Below are 17417 nucleotides of genomic sequence, written 5' to 3' on the forward strand. Positions count from 1 at the left end.
CCGTTACAAATGACCTTGCTTACGTGTGCGGCGGGCTTCTAGCCCCTGGCGTGGCAAGAGTCAATGGTGCGGCAAAAAACCGCCCCAAACGTGAACGGGCTCGTTGCTCAGAAGGCGGAAAGCTTGGCCTGCGCCTTCTTTTCCCGGCGCCTCTGCACGGAGGAGGGGATGTTCATCGCCTCGCGATATTTGGCGACCGTGCGGCGGGCGATATCGATGCCGCTCTTTTTCAGATTGTCGACGATGTCGTCGTCGGAAAGGACTGCCTCGGCGGCCTCCTGCGCGATCATGGCCTTGATGCGGTGACGCACCGCTTCCGCCGAATGGCTGTCTCCGCCTTCCACGGCGCTGATTGAGACGCTGAAGAAATATTTGAGCTCAAACAGACCGCGTGGCGTCAGCATGTATTTTTTGGACGTCACCCGGCTGACGGTGGATTCGTGCATCTTGATGGCGTCGGCCACCGTCTTGAGGTTCAGCGGGCGCAGTTGGTCGACACCATTGACGAGGAAGGCATCCTGCTGGCGAACGATTTCCGTCGCCACTTTCATGATTGTCCGGGCGCGCTGGTCGAGGCTGCGGGTCAGCCAATGGGCCGTCTGCATACATTCGGCCAGAAAATCCTGATCCTCGCCCGCACGCGCCTTATGTTTCGATACCTCGGCAAAGTAACTCTGGTTGATGAGCACGCGCGGCAGGGTCTCGGGATTGATTTCCACCAGCCAGCCACCGGTGGAGGAGGGGCGAACGATAATATCTGGAACGATGGTCTCCGAAACCATCGAGTCGTAACCTGCGCCGGGGCGAGGGTTGAGCGTGCGGATTTCCGCCAGCATATCGAGCAGGTCTTCCTCATCGACGCCGCAGATTTTTTTCAAGGAGGCGAAGTCGCGTTTCGCCAGAAGTTCCAGATTATCGACGAAAGCCCGCATGGCCGGGTCTAGCCGATCCTTCTGGGCCAGCTGGATCGCCAGACATTCGCTCAGGGAACGGGAAAATATACCCGGTGGGTCGAAGCCCTGGAGAGTCTTCAGGACGTGCTCTACCGCCGACGGCGCCGCTCCCAGTCGTTCAGCGACATCATCGACGGCATCCGCCGCAATATAGCCGGTCTCATCGAGCTGACCGATCAGTGCATCGGCGATCATCCGGTCCTCGGCGGCTGATATGGCGAGCGGCAATTGCTGATTAAGGTGGTCGCCGAGGCTCTGTCTGGCCGCGACGAAATCATCGAGGTCATAACTTTCCCCGGACTCCTGGCCGGGCATGGATTTCCATTGGCCGGCCAGTTCGGGCGCATCGGCTTTTCTGGGCTCCGCATCGTCGGGAAAGACGTTTTCGAAGCTGGTATCCAGTTGCTCGCCGAGATTTGCGGCGCGATCGCCATACCAGTCGTCACTGTCTGATGTCACCGTGGCGGATCTCTCCGAGCCTTCGCTGTCCGCGTCGCCGAAACTCTCCGCCTCTACCGGGGCATCGCTGCTCAAATCGCCATCGTTTGCCGCAATTTCCAGCAATGGATTGCGCTCCACCTCCTGCGCGATGAACTGCGTCAGCTCGAAATGCGTCATCTGAAGCAGCTGGATGGACTGCATCAGTTGCGGTGTCATTACAAGAGACTGGTTTTGACGCAGCAAAAGGCTGGCAGACAATGCCATGGCGGACGCGAAACTCCCCTTACAGCTTCTCCATGGCCACAGTTTTCATAAATTTTGCGGAGGCGATGGAACTTGGCCCAAAAATTGCTTTTTTATTTTGTTTGGTCAAGCGTCAGGGCGGGGCGCGATGAAGAATCTTTCGCGCCCAGGCGTTCAAAGGCTAAAATTGTTGCCGAGATAGAGACGGCGTACATCCGGATTGTTGACGATATCGTCTGGACGCCCATGCGTCAGAACCTCGCCGGCATGGATGATGTAGGCGCGGTCGATGAGACCGAGCGTTTCACGGACGTTGTGGTCGGTCACGAGAACGCCGATGCCGCGCGCTGTCAGGTGTCTCACCAGATTCTGGATATCGCTGACAGAAATCGGATCAACGCCCGCGAAAGGTTCGTCGAGCAGCATGAAAGTCGGATCGGTCGCAAGAGCGCGCGCGATTTCCAGACGCCGCCGCTCGCCGCCCGAAAGCGCCACGGCAGGGGATTTGCGCAACTGCGCGATGTGAAATTCTTCCAGCAGCTCATCAAGCTTGTGGTTGCGCTTGGCTGCGTCCGGCTCATGCACTTCCAGCACGGCGCGGATGTTTTCCTCAACCGTGAGGCCGCGGAAAATCGATGCTTCCTGCGGCAGATAACCGACGCCGAGACGGGCGCGACGATACATCGGCATGGTGGTGACATCATTGCCGTTGATGGCGATCTTGCCGGTATCGACGGGTACCAGGCCCGTGATCATGTAAAAACAGGTGGTCTTTCCGGCGCCGTTCGGGCCGAGCAGTCCCACGGCCTCGCCACGGCGCACGACCAGCGAAACGCCGTTGACGACACGACGCGTATTATAGGTCTTCGTCAGGCCATGCGCGATCAGCGTGCCCTGATAGGGGGTCTTGTCCGCCGGTGGGACCGCGTCCGCGGATCGGCTGCGTCCGCCGCCGAATATCTTTGAGATCGAGGGTATCTTCACGAGGAAAGACTACTGTTTTTTCTGGGATTTCGGATCAAGCATGATCCGAACAGGGCCGCCGCAGCTTTCGAGCTTGGCCTGTCCCGTATTCATCAGGACGGTCAGCTTGCAGCCGGTGAAGACATTCGTGCCCTCGGACAGCACGACCTGCTTGCCCGTGAGGATGAAGGTCTGCGCCGCCATGTCGAATTCGCCGTGATCGGCCGTCGCCTTCTGGGTCTCGGACGTCAGATAGACATTATTGTCGACGAAGATTTTTTCGATATTGGCGTCGCCGCTGGTGAGCGATGAACCCTCGCCCTTGTAGTTCACCGTCATCTTGCCGGCCTGAAGGGTGGTCGTTCCCTGCACCACCTTCACATTGCCGGTGAAATAGGCCTTGCGCTCCTGATCGCGAATCTCGAGCTGATCGCTTTCAATTGCGATCGGCTGGTCGCCGGAGAGCTTGACGCCCTGCATGTTGCTGGTGGTGTTCTGGGCGAAAGCCACAGTTGCAAGACACGAAAAAACAAGACCTGCGGCTGCGAGGCCGGCGGATTTGCCAAGGGAAACGGGACGGGAAATTTGCATCATCTGGACCGGGCTCTCACTTGCCTTCATTCTTGATATTGGATGCAGCGATACGTGCCCGTACCTGCCCCGAAAATGTAATTGTCTTGCCATTATCGGCGATGTCAATCGATTGCGCAACAATCGAGCCGTCGTTTGTTTTGATCGAAACCGGCTCCTGGCTGCTCATTTTCCCGGCCTTCAGATCGACATCCGCAGACTGGAACTTCGCTTGTATGCCATTGCTGAGATTGATGTCAAAAGGGGCGGTCATCTTCAGCTTGTTGGTGGCCCGGTCAAAAATGCCTTCATGGGCGATCACCTGGGCGATACCGTCATTCACCGGCACTGCGGCCAGAACCTTCTCAAGCGTCATCAGGTTGGGGTTGGCGATGTCCTGCAACGCACGGTCGGCGTTCATGGAATAATCGATCCCCTTCTCGTTGCGGCCCGCAACGGCAGGTTTTTCCATCACGATCTTGCCGTCTTCAATTCGCGCGCTCTCAAGCGAGACCTCATCGGGCGCCCAGGTTCGGATAACCGAGACGGCGATGAAGGCGAGCGAAACGATGGCTGCGCCGAGCGGCAGAATGATTTTCAGCCGTTTCACGCGCGCAGAATGCCTCAGCGCGGTGTCATAGGCACCGTTCTGGTCATTGGGCAGCGAGAATGCTGGCGCGGGTTCGCGGAGTCTTTCGAGCATAAGAGTGGGTCCGGAATGCTTCCCCGGCGCCATTCTGGCGCACAATCGAAGCTTGTGTCTCTATCTAAATGTCTTTGGCATGAGTGCTTTGTCCTGCCAATATGGTTTTTGTCTGGAGAGGTGCAAGGGAAATGCGAATTTTATCGTAATTCTGGTTTCCTTATTGTTTCCTTGCGGCTTCGCGTTAGAAGAACCATATGGCCTGAAACGCAAAAGCGCATGACAGAGGTTTCTATGGACAATATGGCGATAGCGGATCGCAGGCGGTTGCGCCGCAAGCTGACTTTCTGGCGGATTGCCGCCGTTCTCCTGCTCGTCGCCGGCGCTTTCGGTCTTTACCGGTTTTTATGGGATGGACCGCAGCAAAGTGCGAAGCCCCATATTGCCCGCGTGGAGGTCTCCGGCCTGATCACCGACAATACCGAACTTCTCGAGCGGCTCGACAAGATCGCCAAGAGCGACAATGTCAAAGGGTTGATCGTGTCGATTTCCTCGCCAGGCGGCACCACCTATGGCGGTGAGCGCATCTTCAAGGCCATTCGAGGCGTGGCGGAAAAGAAGCCGGTTGTCTCGGATGTGCGCACGCTCGCCGCTTCCGCAGGTTACATGATCGCGTCCGCGGGTGATGTCATCGTTGCCGGCGAAACCTCGATCACCGGCTCGATCGGCGTGATCTTCCAGTATCCCCAGCTTGGCCAGCTGATGGAAAAGCTCGGCGTTTCGTTGCAGGAAATCAAGTCGTCGCCGATGAAGGCGGAGCCTTCGCCGTTCCACGAGGCGCCGGAAGAGGCAAAGTCGATGATCCGCGCCATGGTGATGGACAGCTATGGCTGGTTTGTCGACCTTGTGGCCGATCGCCGCAAGCTGCCGCGCGAAGACGTGCTGAAACTGGCGGATGGATCGATTTTCACTGGCAGGCAGGCGCTCGCCAACAAGCTGGTTGATACGCTGGGCGGCGAAAAGGAAGTTCGCAGCTATTTCGAAACACGCGGTGTTGCCAAGGATTTGCCGATCGTCGAATGGCGCGCGCCGTCGTCCCGTTCGCCTTTTTCGCTTTTCAGTGTTGCGCAAATAGCGAAGTTTCTGGGATATGACGATTTAATTCCCTTCGCAGGCCCCGGCCAGCTCGGTGCGGACAAGTTGTTTCTTGACGGTCTTGTTTCCGTTTGGCAGGTTGAGCCGCGTTAAAAATCCAATTCTTTCAGGGGGCAACCGTGATCAAGTCTGAACTGGTGCAGATCGTTGCTGCGCGTAACCCGCACCTTTATCACCGTGACGTGGAAAACATCGTCAATGCGGTGCTGGATGAAATCACCGATGCCCTGGCGGCAGGAAATCGTGTTGAGCTTCGTGGTTTCGGCGCATTTTCGGTCAAAAACCGTCCTTCGCGTTCCGGCCGGAACCCGCGCACGGGTGAGTCGGTTTTCGTCGAGGAAAAATGGGTGCCTTTCTTCAAGACGGGCAAGGAACTGCGTGAGCGCCTGAACCCCGGTATGGGCGACGAAGAGGACGATTGATCGTCCCTGCCGCCTGGCGACTGAAAAGGAGCCGGTGGAACGCCCGCTGTGATGGAGTATTGTCGGATGTCGAAAAAAATCATCAATCTCATCATCCTGCTTCCGCTGGCGGTCATCCTCGTCATTCTGTGCGTGGCCAACCGCCAGTCCGTGACGCTGGCGCTTAATCCGTTCCGGCCGGAAGACGGCGTTCTTTCCTTCACCGCGCCGTTTTTCGTCTTCCTGTTCCTGGCGGTGATTTTCGGCGTGCTGCTGGGATCGGCGGCCACCTGGTTTGCGCAGGGCAAACATCGCAAGCGTGCCCGTATCGAAGCCAAGGAGGCTGTGCGCTGGCATGATGAGGCGAACCGCCAGAAGGCGGCCGCCGCCGGACAGCTTCCACATGCGGGACAACTCCCGGCAAAGTGATGGCGCCGACATTCGTTCCGGCTCTAGGCGAGCGGCGCGTGGAATGCTATTTGCTGGCGCAATAAGACGCGGGCAAAAGCGGAAAGATTTCCATTGAAGAAAAAAGACAGCCGGCCGGGCAATCGTGTGCGAGCCGGGAACGAGAAAAAACAGGTTCATGCCGCAAAGCCGGCGCGTCGCGCGGATGCCGCGCCGAAAAAGCGCGAGCCGGATGCCGTGCGCAGCGTGCAGAAGGCCGCGCCGAAGGAAAAACCCGTCGTAGCGACCGCCGTCGAACAGGTCCCTGCGCGCGCACTTATGCAGCGCACCGGGGCGCTTCCCGCGGAACAGGTTCCGGTCATTCTGGAATCGAGCGGCGCGGGTGATTTTCATCTGATCGATAGCGGCAACGGCCTGAAGCTTGAACAATATGGCGATTACCGCATCGTCCGTCCCGAAGCGCAGGCTCTCTGGAAGCCTTCGATCCCCGACCGCGTATGGCAGAATGCCGATGCCGTCTTTACCGGCGATACCGATGAGGACGGCATGGGCCGCTGGCGCTTTCCGAAGGAAGCGCTCGGGGAGACATGGCCGCTGTCCTTGCTCGGGGTCGAATTTCTCGGCCGCTTCACGGCCTTCCGGCATGTTGGCGTCTTTCCCGAACAGATCGTGCATTGGGAATGGCTGAAACATGCCATCGAAACGGCCGACCGTCCGCTGAAAGTGCTGAACCTCTTCGGTTATACCGGTGTCGCCTCGCTGGTCGCGGCGGCTGCGGGTGCTGAAGTCACCCATATTGACGCCTCCAAGAAGGCGATCGGCTGGGCCAAGGAAAATCAGGCGCTTGCGCGGCTTGAACAGGCGCCCATCCGCTGGATTTGCGAAGACGCCATGAAGTTCATCCAGCGTGAGGAGCGCCGCGGCAACAACTACGATATCATCCTCACCGACCCGCCGAAATTCGGCCGCGGCACCCATGGTGAAGTCTGGCAATTGTTCGACCATCTGCCGCTGATGCTGGATATCTGCCGCGAAATCCTCTCGCCCAAGGCGCTCGGCCTTGTGCTGACGGCCTATTCGATCCGGGCGAGCTTCTATTCGATGCATGAACTGATGCGCGAAACCATGCGTGGCGCCGGTGGCGTCGTCGCGTCAGGCGAGCTTGTCATTCGTGAAGCCGGGCTCGACGGCAAGACGCCGGGCCGCGTGCTTTCCACATCGCTGTTCAGCCGCTGGGAGCCGAAATGATGAAGGATATGCGTGAAAACACCGCGCGCCGGGTTGGTCAGGTCAAGGAAGTGACCAGCCTTGCCAATCCCATCATCAAGGATATCAAGGCGCTCACCCAGAAAAAGGGCAGGGAAGAGACCGGCACCTTCATGGCTGAAGGCCTGAAGCTGGTCATCGACGCGCTCGAACTCGGCTGGACGATCAAGACGCTGGTTTATGCCAAGGCCGCCAAGGGCAAGCCGCTGGTGGAGCAGGCGGCGGTGAAGACGGTCGCCACGGGCGGGCTGGTGCTCGAAGTCAGCGAAAAGGTCATCGCCTCTATCACCCGCCGCGATAATCCGCAGATGGTTGTCGGCATTTTCGAACAGAAATGGAAGCCGCTGAAGGATATCCGCCCGGAAAAGGGCGAGACCTATATCGCGCTCGACCGGGTGCGTGATCCCGGCAATCTCGGCACCATTATCCGCACGGCGGATGCGGCGGGCGCTTCAGGCGTCATTCTCGTGGGTGATTGCACGGATCCGTTTTCGCTGGAAACGGTGCGCGCCACCATGGGTTCGGTCTTCGCCACGCCCGTTGTCCGCGCTTCGGTCGAAGAATTCCTGTCCTGGAAAAAATCGGCGCAGGTCAGCGTCGTCGCCACCCATCTGGCGGGTTCGGTTGATTATCGAAAGATCGATTATGCCGGCAAGCCGGTCGTGATCTTAATGGGCAACGAACAATCCGGCCTGCCGCCGGAACTCGCCGGGAAGGCCGACCAGCTGGCGCGCATCCCCCAACAGGGCCGCGCCGACAGCCTCAATCTCGCCATCGCAACCGCCGTCATGCTGTTTGAAGCACGGCGACATCTCCTCGAACTTGCACCGGTGACGTAATGGCCAAAGCGGCATTGTTCTCGAAATTCGGTCCGGCCTTTGCGCTGATCGTTGCCGCACTGGTGCTGGACCAGATCGTCAAGCAGCTGGTCGAAGCCTATCTGCCGCTGCAGGAAATGGTTCCGGTTGCTCCGTTCCTGGCGCTGTACCGCACCTACAATCTCGGCGTGGCCTTTTCGATGCTGGAGGATATGCACGGCTGGTTCATCGTCAGCATGCGACTCGTCATCGTGGTCTTCGTTCTGTGGCTGTGGCGCAAGACGGCGGCGGACCGCACCTTTGCCCATCTCGGTTTCGCCTTCATCATCGCAGGTGCTGCCGGCAATCTTCTCGACCGCTTTTTCTACGGTCACGTCATCGACTATATCCTGTTTTACACGCAGACATGGTCCTTCGCGGTTTTCAATCTGGCCGACAGTTTCATAACCATCGGCGCAGCCTGCGTCATTCTCGACGAGTTTTTGCACGCCCGGGCGGCTAAAAAGTAAAATTTTAAGGTTTCAGCCAAACATATCAAAACCGCTGCCGTGGTAGCGGTTGCCTATGAGCGAACTGGCAAGACTTCGACAGAAAGTTTCAGATGGCCTGGCCGCCACGGCGGCGCAGCCGGCGGATCGTGTCGATACGACAACGCGCCATGCGGATGAAGAACATGCGACCGATGCCAGATCGATTGCGCTTTATGTCGCCGTTTCACTATCAGTTGGGGCTTTTTCCGCAGCCCTGATCGCGCTTGCGGTGCCCTATGCGGTTACCGTCGCGCTGGCAACCTTCTTTGGCGCAGTGCTGGTCGGTGTCCTGCTCTACGCGCTCTCCGGCGAATCCTCCCGGTATCCCGGCGCACTGGTTGCAGATTCCGATCTCCGGCTGCGGCAAACGCAAAACCGCTCGCTGATTGCCGAAATGCAGGAATTCATGGGCGATATCGTCGTGATCCGCGACATGAACCGGCGCATCGTTGAGGCGAACCGCGTCTTTCGTGAAATGACCGGCTGTGCGGCCCCCGAAGGGCTGAGCTGCGAGGAAATCGGCATCGCTTTCCGCCCGGGTGACAAGGTCCATGCCTATGATGTCGAGATCGCGACCCCGTTCGGTCAGCGCATCTTTTCCTGGCATGATGTCGTGACCCGCGATCTGGCAAGCAGCCGGCTTCTCATCAGCAGTATCGCCAGAGATGTGACCGAAGAGCGGCTTGCGCTCGGTGAGCGGGAAGATGCCCGGTTGCGGGCCGAAAAGGCCGATGCCGAAAAAGCAAGGCTGCTTGCCACCGTAAGCCACGAAATCCGCCTGCCGCTTTCCGGCATGCTCGGCATGAACCATCTTCTGTCGCAGACGAAGCTCAATGAGGAGCAGCGCAATTATCTCGATGGCATGAAGCAGTCCGGCCAGTCGCTGGTGCAGCTTGTCGAGGATCTGCTGGATTATTCGACGATGGAAGCGGGTCGCTTCAGGCTCAATCCGCGCGCGGAAAACCTGCGGCGGATGATCGAGAGCATCGTTGAGATGCTGGCCCATCGGGCCCATGAAAAAGGCATAGAAATCACCTCCTTCGTTACGCCTGACGTGCCTGATCATCTCGATTTCGATCCGGCAAGGTTGCGTCAGGTCCTCTTCAATCTCCTAGGCAATGCCGTCAAATTCACGCGGGAAGGCGGTGTCGTCATCCGGGCGCGCATGGTCGACAGCGAATTGCACATCACTGTCGAAGATACCGGTCCGGGCATGAGCCAGGCCGAGCAGGCCCGTATTTTCGGTGAATTCGAACAGGCAGGCCCGCTGTCGCAGCGAAGCGCAGGCACAGGTCTTGGCCTTGCGATTTCCGCCCGTATCGTGCGGGAATTCGGCGGCAGCCTCACGGTTTCCAGCCGAAAGGGCAAGGGCAGCACTTTCAAACTGATGTTCCGGCCGGGCGGCGCACCCGCCGAAATGGCGGATCCCGGACGGCGTCATTGCCTGCGGCATACAAATGTCCTGCTCATCGCGCCAAAGGGCGTGGCGGCGGCGGTGACGATGGAGGCTATCGAAGCCTTCGGCGGTCAATGTACTCTCATCCACCAGCCTGAAGATCTTGAAAAGCTGCGGAAGGAGTCTGCCACCCGGGCGGATGATCTCACCGATATCATTGTCGACCGACGCATTTCGGCGCTGTTCAGGGACGCGCTCAAGGATTGGCCGCAACAGAATGTTCGCCGCACGCTGCTGGTCAGCCCGGAAGAACGGCCGTCGACGATGCATGTTTCCTTCGATGCCTGGTTGATCCGGCCGCTGCGCGAAAAATCGCTGATCGACGTCCTGTGCGGCCGTCTGCGCGGCATAGAGCGACGGGACGCGATCAACGACAACCATCCGGATGTGGGATTTTCGGCGCGGGTGGCGGAGGGTGCGAGCGGTATCGAGATACTCGTGGCCGAAGACGATGCCGTCAATCAGCGCATCGTCCGCGCCGTTCTGGAGAAAACCGGTTTTATCGTCCGTGTTGTCGAGAACTTTGAGGCGTTGCGGCAATCGTTGGAGCCAGGCGCATCCCGTTTGCCTGACCTCATCGTCTCCGATCTCAACATGCCGGGCGGCGAGGGGCTGGACGTGCTTCCCGACCTGCTCCATACGCTGAAGGGGGAAAGGAATATTCCCGTCATCGTGCTCAGCGGAGATACGAGTGACGCGACCGCCGAAATCCTGCTGAAGGCCGGTGCCGGCGCAGTTTTGACCAAGCCTGCCGACCCGCGACGGCTGGTAGAGGAAATCCGTCGGCTGCTCGAGGCGAAACGCCTGTTGCCATCATAACTTGACAGACTCGCGCTGGTGACATTTTGTCACTATTCTGTCGTCAATTAGTGATTTATGACAGGAAAATTCTTTGGTGGCGGAGCGATTCCCCATGGTTGCCGAAATCCTCAATCACGACATTTGTGAAAGCAATGTTGTCATTAGTCCTCGTCCCGAGACAGCTCAGGACAATGAGGGTCTTTTCGGTCGTATAGGCACGCTGGAAACACGGCTCGCCAGAAATGAACGCGAAATTGATGCCGCGCAATCCGTGCGTTACCGGGTTTTCGTCGAGGAAATGAAGGCGCGCCTTCCCGCAGATGCGATGCGCCGCAAGCGCGACATCGATGCCTGGGACAGCGTCTGCGATCATCTGCTGGTGCTCGACAAGGCGATCGAAGGCGACAGCGAAGACCAGATCGTCGGCACCTATCGTTTGCTGCGGCAGGAAACGGCGCTCGCCAATAACGGCTTCTATTCCGCAAGCGAGTTCGACATTGCCGGGCTCGTTGCGCGCCATCCGGGCAAGCGCTTCATGGAGCTTGGCCGCTCCTGCGTGCTGCCGGAATATCGCACCAAGCGTACCGTCGAGCTTCTTTGGCAGGGCAACTGGGCCTATGCCGTGAAACACCGCATGGATGCCATGATCGGCTGCGCTTCCTTCCCCGGCGTGCAGCCGGAGGCCCATGCGCTTGCCTTGTCCTTCCTGCATCATAATTGCGTGGCCAAGGGCGAGTGGGCAGCTTCCGCCCTTCCCGAGCTTTATCATGAGATGGACCTCGTGCCGGCCGAGGCGCTCAACGCCCGCAAGGCGCTGAACGCCATGCCGCCGCTGATCAAGGGCTATATGCGTCTTGGCGCCATGTTCGGCTCCGGCGCGGTTGTTGACCATGCCTTCAACACGACGGACGTTCTCGTGGTCCTGCCGGTATCGTCCATCGCCGGCCGCTACATCAGCTATTATGGCGGTGAGACCGAGCGCATCAACGGCTGACCGGTTTTTGATCGGAACCTTTCGGGATGTTCCTGTGGGCAGCTGTTCGGTGCGTGTTGTGCAGGGGCGGGCATTGCCGCTAGTGTCGGCGCTCCTTTTCCGCAACACGATATGACATCGGCAGGCCATTGACGGACGTTCTGACAACCGCTTCCCTGATCTCGGAAGAGAGCCGCGCGACGGCCACTCCGATGATGGAGCAATATATCGAGATCAAGGCGAACAATCCCGGTTCGCTGCTGTTCTACCGCATGGGCGATTTTTACGAATTGTTCTTTGACGATGCGGTCGAAGCCTCCCGTTCGCTCGGCATCACGCTGACGAAACGCGGCCAGCACATGGGGCACGATATTCCCATGTGCGGCGTTCCCGTCCATGCGGCGGATGACTACCTGCAGAAGCTCATCCTGCGCGGCTATCGCGTCGCCGTCTGCGAACAGGTGGAAGACCCGGCCGAGGCGAAGAAGCGCGGATCGAAATCCGTGGTCAAACGTGATGTCGTGCGGCTTGTCACCCCCGGCACGCTGACCGAAGAAAAACTGCTGTCGCCGACGGAATCCAACTATCTGATGGCGCTCGCCCGTATTCGCGGCAGCGCCGAGGCGCAGTTTGCACTCGCCTGGATCGATATTTCCACCGGCGTCTTCCGTCTGGCGGAAACCACGCTGACCCGGCTTCTCGCCGATATCTGGCGCATTGATCCGCGGGAGTTGATTGTCGCCGACAGCCTGTTCCATGACGAGGAATTGCGACCGGTGTTTGATGTGCTCGGTCGTGTGGCCGTGCCGCAGCCGGCGATTCTTTTCGACAGCGCTACTGCGGAAGGGCGCATCGCCCGTTATTTCAACGTCTCGACGCTCGATGGTTTCGGCACGTTTTCGCGGGTGGAAATGGCCGCTGCCGCTGCGGCCGTCGCTTATGTCGAAAAAACCCAGATCGCCGAACGTCCGCCGCTTGGCGCGCCGGAGCGTGAAAGTGCGGCCTCCACCCTTTTCATCGATCCCGCCACCCGCGCCAATCTGGAACTGGTGAAGACGCTGTCAGGAGAAAGGGACGGATCGCTGCTGCATGCGCTTAACCGTACTGTCACGGGCGGCGGCGCACGGCTTCTGGCCGAGCGGCTGATGTCACCCTTGACAGATCCGGAGAAGATCAATGCCCGCCTCGATGCGGTGGCCTATCTCATCGATGACGTGTCGCTCAGCGATGGCCTGCGCGATGCGCTGAAACAGGTTGCGGATATGCCGCGTGCGCTTTCGCGCCTTGCGCTGGAGCGCGGCGGCCCGCGCGATCTCGGTGCCATCAGGCAGGGGCTGGCTTCGGCCGAAAGGATAGCCGCGATTCTCGATCAGGGATTGTTGCCGGATGAGCTGGCGACGGCGCTCGCGGATTTGAATGCGCTGCCGAGTGGGCTGGAAGCCATGCTTGGCTCGATGCTGGCCGACGACCTGCCGCTTTTGAAGCGGGACGGCGGTTTCCTGCGCGATGGTGCCAATCCCGAACTGGATGAGGTGCGGGCGCTGCGCGACCAGTCGCGCCGTGTGATTGCCGGGCTGCAGCTGAAATATGCCGATGAGACCGGCATCAAGTCGCTCAAGATCAAGCACAACAATGTGCTTGGCTACTTCATCGAGGTCACGGCCGGCAACGCAGATGTGATGATGGCGACGGATGAGGCCAAGGCGCGCTTCATCCACCGTCAGACCATGGCAGGCGCCATGCGCTTCACCACCACCGAGCTTGCCGATCTTGAAAGCCGCATCGCCAACGCCGCAGCGCAGGCTCTGACCATGGAGCTGGAAGCCTTCGCGCGCATGGTCGAGGCTGTGGTGCAGCAGGCGGAAGCGATCAAGGCCGGTGCTTTCGCGCTCGCGACTATCGACGTCGCCTCAAGCCTTGCTTATCTCGCAACCGAACAGGCCTATTGCCGTCCGATCGTCGATGCCTCCATGACCTTCGCGATCAAGGGCGGGCGTCATCCGGTGGTGGAGCAGGCATTACGGCGGCAGTCGGCTGGACCGTTCATCGCCAACAATTGCGATCTGTCGGCCGTGAACGGCGGCAAGAATGGTGCGATCTGGCTGCTCACCGGCCCGAACATGGGCGGTAAATCGACCTTCCTGCGCCAGAATGCGCTGATCACCATCCTCGCGCAGATCGGCTCCTTCGTTCCGGCGGAGGCCGCCCATATCGGCGTCGTCGACCGGCTGTTTTCCCGCGTTGGTGCGTCAGACGATCTGGCGCGCGGCCGCTCGACCTTCATGGTGGAAATGGTGGAGACCGCCGCCATTCTCAATCAGGCGACGGATCGTTCGCTGGTCATTCTGGATGAAATCGGCCGTGGCACGGCGACCTTCGATGGACTCTCGATCGCCTGGGCGGCGGTGGAACATCTGCACGAGGTCAATCGTTGCCGTGGCCTCTTCGCCACCCATTTCCACGAGCTGACGGTGCTGTCGGAAAAGCTCGGCCGCCTTTCCAATGCCACGATGCGGGTGAAGGAGTGGGAAGGTGATGTCATCTTCCTGCACGAAGTCGGGCCGGGCGCTGCGGATCGTTCCTACGGTATTCAGGTGGCGCGGCTTGCGGGACTGCCGGCATCGGTGGTGGAGCGCGCCCGCGAGGTGCTGACGAAGCTCGAAGATGCCGACCGCAAGAACCCGGCCAGCCAGCTGATCGATGATCTGCCGCTGTTCCAGATCGCGGTTCGCCGCGAGGAAACCCGCAAGGCCGGATCATCGAAGGTGGAGGAGGCTCTGAAGGGCTTCAACCCCGACGAAATGACGCCGCGAGAGGCATTGGACGCGCTCTATGCGTTGAAGAAAGAACTTGGCAAGGCGTAAGGGATAGATTGCCTGTCCATCGCCTTTAAAACTCGCTATAGGACACTCCCATCGCAAGCGGTGGGATTATCCCACAGGACATGGATACCGGCATAGATGGCCATCAAGGACCTGGATTTTTCCGACATTCTCGATGTATCGGCGCTGAAGCGCGAATGCGACATCATCTTTAAGGAAGACGGCAAACGCACCGCCGATATCAGGTCCGACCTGTTGCCGATTTTCCGCAAGGCCAGCGCGGAAGGCCGGGAAAAGGCTAGAGAACTGCTGAAGGCCGATGGCAGCGGCATTGATTGCGCCCGGCGCATCTCCTGGCTTCAGGACCGATTGATCGAAATCCTCTATGATCTCGCCTGCCAATATGTCTATCCCAAGGATGCGCCGCAGATCGCGGTCGCGGCAGTCGGCGGTTACGGTCGCGGCACGCTGGCGCCTGGATCGGACATCGATCTCCTGTTCCTGCTGCCGGCCAAGAACACGCCTGACATGCACAAGGCCGTGGAGTTTGTGCTCTATCTCCTCTGGGACCTCGGCTTTAAGGTCGGCCACGCCACCCGCACGGTGGATGAATGCATCCGCCTGTCCAAATCCGACATGACCATTCGCACCGCCATTCTGGAAGTGCGGGCGATTTGCGGCAAGAAATCCCTGACCGATGATCTCGAAAAGCGTTTCGAGTCGGAAGTCGTCACCGGCACCGGCCCGGAATTCATCGCCGCCAAGCTCGCCGAGCGTGACCAGCGCCACCGCAAGGCGGGCGATACGCGTTATCTGGTGGAACCGAACGTCAAGGAAGGCAAGGGTGGGTTGCGCGACCTGCACACGCTGTTCTGGATCGCCAAATATTATTACCACGTCCGCGATACGGCCGATCTGGTCAAGCTTGGCGTCCTGTCACGGCCGGAACTCCGGCTGTTCGAAAAGGCCGATGATTTTCTCTGGGCTGTCCGTTGCCAGATGCACTTCATCACCGGCAAGGCGGAAGAGCGCCTTTCTTTCGACATTCAGCGCGAAATCGCCGATGCGCTGGGTTACCAGCCGCGCCCGGGCCTTTCCGCCGTCGAGCGTTTCATGAAGCACTATTTCCTCGTGGCGAAAGATGTGGGCGACCTGACCCGCATTGTCTGCGCAGCACTTGAGGATCGCCAGGCGAAAGACGTGCCGGGCCTTTCCGGCGTTCTCAGCCGCTTCGCCCATCGTGTGCGCAAGATTCCCGGCTCGGTGGAATTTGTCGAGGACCGGGGGCGCATTGCGCTCGCCAAGCCTGATGTTTTCAAGAACGACCCGGTCAATCTGATCCGGCTCTTCCACATCGCCGATATCAATAATCTCGAACTGCACCCGGATGCGTTGCGCGTCGTCACCCGCTCGCTGTCGCTCATCAACGATGAGCTTCGCGAAAGCGAGGAGGCGAACCGGCTTTTCCTGTCGATCCTTACCTCGCGACGCGATCCGGCGCTGACGCTGCGGCGCATGAACGAGGCCGGCGTGCTCGGCAAGTTCATCCCCGAATTCGGCAAGATCGTCGCGATGATGCAGTTCAACATGTATCATCACTATACGGTGGACGAGCATCTGATCCGCTCCGTCGGCGTGTTGTCGGAAGTGGACAAGGGAACGGCTGTCGACGCCCACCCGCTCGCCAACCAGCTGATGCCGAGCGTGGAGGAACGCGAGGCGCTTTATGTGGCCGTGCTGCTGCACGATGTCGCCAAGGGCCGGCAGGAGGATCACTCGATTGCTGGCGCGCGCGTGGCCCGCAAGCTTTGCCAGCGCTTCCGGCTGACCGGCAAGCAGACCGAAATGGTCGTCTGGCTGATCGAGCAGCATCTTCTGATGTCCATGGTCGCCCAGACGCGTGACCTGCATGACCGCAAGACCATCACCGATTTCGCCGACAAGGTGCAATCCATGGAGCGGCTGAAGATGCTGCTCATCCTGACGGTCTGCGATATTCGCGCTGTTGGTCCAGGGGTCTGGAACGGCTGGAAGGGGCAGCTGCTGCGCTCGCTCTATTATGAGACCGAGCTGCTTCTGTCAGGCGGCTTCTCGGAAGTCTCCCGCAAGGAACGGGCGCAGATTGCCCGGCAGGCGCTTTACGATGCTCTCGATGACTGGGGCCAGAAGGCGCGGCGCAAATACACCAAGCTGCATTACGAGCCCTATCTGCTGACGGTGGCGCTGGAAGACCAGGTGCGACACACCCGCTTCATTCGCGAGGCCGACAAGCAGGAAAAGGCGCTGTCGACCATGGTGCGCACCCATTCCTTCCATGCCATCACGGAAATCACCGTGTTGGCGCCGGACCATCCGCGCCTGCTTTCGATCATCACCGGCGCCTGTGCGGCGGCCGGCGCCAATATCGCGGATGCGCAGATTTTCACCACCTCCGACGGGCGGGCGCTGGATACGATCCTGATCAATCGCGAATTTCCGATCGACGAAGATGAGACGCGGCGCGGCAACAATGTCGGCAAGCTTATCGAGGAGGTTCTCTCCGGCAAGCAGCGCCTTCCGGAAATGATCGCCACGCGGACCAAGAGCCGCAGGAAGAAAAGCGCTTTCACCATTCCGCCCTCGGTCATCATTTCCAACGGGCTGTCGAACAAGTTCACCGTCATCGAGGTTGAGTGCCTCGACCGGCCGGGACTTCTGGCTGATATGACGGCTGTCATTGCCGATCTGTCGCTCGATATTCACTCCGCCCGCATCACCACCTTCGGCGAAAAGGTCATCGACACCTTTTATGTGACCGATCTCTTCGGCCAGAAGGTGACGAACGACAACCGCCAGGCCAGCATTGCGCAGCGCCTGAAGGCCGTGATGAGCGAACAGGAAGACGAATTGCGTGACCGCATGCCGAACGGCATCATCGCCCATCCAGACGTGGCGGCCCTGCCTGCCGCGCGCACGGCAAAGGCTTGAAGCGCCC

Annotated in this window: 14 protein-coding genes; 10 read left to right on the forward strand and 4 right to left on the reverse strand. The window is 59.6% G+C overall.

All coding sequences use genetic code 11. The features are described 5' to 3' along the window. Positions 1-107 precede the first annotated feature (107 nt). The 4 genes from rpoN to lptC form a co-directional block, all read right to left on the reverse strand. Positions 108-1658 (reverse strand): RNA polymerase factor sigma-54, encoded by a 1551-nt coding sequence (rpoN, locus tag V6S97_RS10075; RefSeq protein ID WP_112978329.1) that lies wholly within the window; start codon positions 1656-1658, stop codon positions 108-110. Positions 1659-1811: 153 nt separating this feature from the next. Then, positions 1812-2621 (reverse strand): LPS export ABC transporter ATP-binding protein, encoded by an 810-nt coding sequence (gene lptB / locus V6S97_RS10080; protein ID WP_003503786.1) that lies wholly within the window; start codon positions 2619-2621, stop codon positions 1812-1814. Positions 2622-2630: 9 nt separating this feature from the next. Further along, positions 2631-3194, reverse strand: coding sequence for an LptA/OstA family protein (locus tag V6S97_RS10085; protein WP_003503784.1), 564 nt, complete (start codon positions 3192-3194; stop codon positions 2631-2633). Between the two features lie 13 nt (positions 3195-3207). Continuing rightward, positions 3208-3873 carry an LPS export ABC transporter periplasmic protein LptC gene (gene lptC / locus V6S97_RS10090; RefSeq protein WP_003503782.1) on the reverse strand — a complete coding sequence of 222 codons (666 nt, stop codon included), beginning with the start codon at positions 3871-3873 and terminating at the stop codon, positions 3208-3210. A 234-nt stretch (positions 3874-4107) separates the two neighbouring features. Here lptC and sppA point away from each other — a divergent pair, with 234 nt between their 5' ends. From sppA to V6S97_RS10140, 10 genes are all read left to right on the forward strand, one after another. Then, entirely contained in the window at positions 4108-5061 is a 954-nt protein-coding gene (gene sppA, locus V6S97_RS10095) for a signal peptide peptidase SppA (RefSeq protein WP_087743280.1), read from the forward strand. A 2-nt stretch (positions 5062-5063) separates the two neighbouring features. Then, positions 5064-5390 (forward strand): integration host factor subunit beta, encoded by a 327-nt coding sequence (locus V6S97_RS10100; protein WP_219256707.1) that lies wholly within the window; start codon positions 5064-5066, stop codon positions 5388-5390. 66 nt (positions 5391-5456) lie between these two features. Then, entirely contained in the window at positions 5457-5798 is a 342-nt protein-coding gene (locus V6S97_RS10105) for a LapA family protein (RefSeq protein ID WP_162686221.1), read from the forward strand. A gap of 93 nt (positions 5799-5891) precedes the next feature. Beyond that, positions 5892-7025 carry a class I SAM-dependent methyltransferase gene (locus V6S97_RS10110; RefSeq protein WP_334426740.1) on the forward strand — a complete coding sequence of 378 codons (1134 nt, stop codon included), beginning with the start codon at positions 5892-5894 and terminating at the stop codon, positions 7023-7025. Further along, positions 7022-7882 (forward strand): TrmH family RNA methyltransferase, encoded by an 861-nt coding sequence (locus tag V6S97_RS10115; protein ID WP_111791902.1) that lies wholly within the window; start codon positions 7022-7024, stop codon positions 7880-7882. Before V6S97_RS10110 ends, V6S97_RS10115 begins: the two co-directional genes overlap by 4 nt. Next, a complete protein-coding gene (gene lspA / locus V6S97_RS10120) occupies positions 7882-8370 on the forward strand; it encodes a signal peptidase II (RefSeq protein WP_003503773.1) in 489 nt (162 codons plus the stop codon). Before V6S97_RS10115 ends, lspA begins: the two co-directional genes overlap by 1 nt. Positions 8371-8425: 55 nt before the next feature. Continuing rightward, complete coding sequence (locus V6S97_RS10125; protein WP_334426741.1) at positions 8426-10666, forward strand: hybrid sensor histidine kinase/response regulator; 2241 nt, start codon at positions 8426-8428, stop codon at positions 10664-10666. A 94-nt stretch (positions 10667-10760) separates the two neighbouring features. Further along, positions 10761-11642, forward strand: a complete 882-nt coding sequence (locus V6S97_RS10130; RefSeq protein ID WP_003503769.1) for a GNAT family N-acetyltransferase — start codon at positions 10761-10763, stop codon at positions 11640-11642. Between the two features lie 191 nt (positions 11643-11833). Next, on the forward strand, positions 11834-14485 hold the full coding sequence (gene mutS / locus V6S97_RS10135) for a DNA mismatch repair protein MutS (RefSeq protein ID WP_233282787.1): 2652 nt from the start codon (positions 11834-11836) through the stop codon (positions 14483-14485). Between the two features lie 96 nt (positions 14486-14581). Beyond that, positions 14582-17410: a [protein-PII] uridylyltransferase gene (locus V6S97_RS10140; RefSeq protein WP_003503765.1), complete on the forward strand. Its 2829-nt coding sequence runs from the start codon at positions 14582-14584 to the stop codon at positions 17408-17410. The last annotated feature ends 7 nt before the right edge of the window (positions 17411-17417 follow it).

The sequence above is a fragment of the Agrobacterium sp. CCNWLW155 genome (genome assembly GCF_036888815.1).
Lineage (GTDB): Bacteria > Pseudomonadota > Alphaproteobacteria > Rhizobiales > Rhizobiaceae > Agrobacterium > Agrobacterium radiobacter.

Excerpts from the sequence above, each read along its gene's own strand:
- rpoN (WP_112978329.1), bottom strand. The coding sequence starts at position 1,658 with ATGGCATTGTCTGCCAGCCTTTTGCTGCGTCAAAACCAGTCTCTTGTA.
- V6S97_RS10085 (WP_003503784.1), bottom strand. The coding sequence starts at position 3,194 with ATGATGCAAATTTCCCGTCCCGTTTCCCTTGGCAAATCCGCCGGCCTC.
- lptC (WP_003503782.1), bottom strand. The coding sequence starts at position 3,873 with ATGCTCGAAAGACTCCGCGAACCCGCGCCAGCATTCTCGCTGCCCAAT.
- sppA (WP_087743280.1), top strand. The coding sequence starts at position 4,108 with ATGGACAATATGGCGATAGCGGATCGCAGGCGGTTGCGCCGCAAGCTG.
- V6S97_RS10105 (WP_162686221.1), top strand. The coding sequence starts at position 5,457 with ATGTCGAAAAAAATCATCAATCTCATCATCCTGCTTCCGCTGGCGGTC.
- V6S97_RS10115 (WP_111791902.1), top strand. The coding sequence starts at position 7,022 with ATGATGAAGGATATGCGTGAAAACACCGCGCGCCGGGTTGGTCAGGTC.
- lspA (WP_003503773.1), top strand. The coding sequence starts at position 7,882 with ATGGCCAAAGCGGCATTGTTCTCGAAATTCGGTCCGGCCTTTGCGCTG.
- V6S97_RS10125 (WP_334426741.1), top strand. The coding sequence starts at position 8,426 with ATGAGCGAACTGGCAAGACTTCGACAGAAAGTTTCAGATGGCCTGGCC.
- V6S97_RS10130 (WP_003503769.1), top strand. The coding sequence starts at position 10,761 with ATGGTTGCCGAAATCCTCAATCACGACATTTGTGAAAGCAATGTTGTC.
- mutS (WP_233282787.1), top strand. The coding sequence starts at position 11,834 with ATGATGGAGCAATATATCGAGATCAAGGCGAACAATCCCGGTTCGCTG.
- V6S97_RS10140 (WP_003503765.1), top strand. The coding sequence starts at position 14,582 with ATGGCCATCAAGGACCTGGATTTTTCCGACATTCTCGATGTATCGGCG.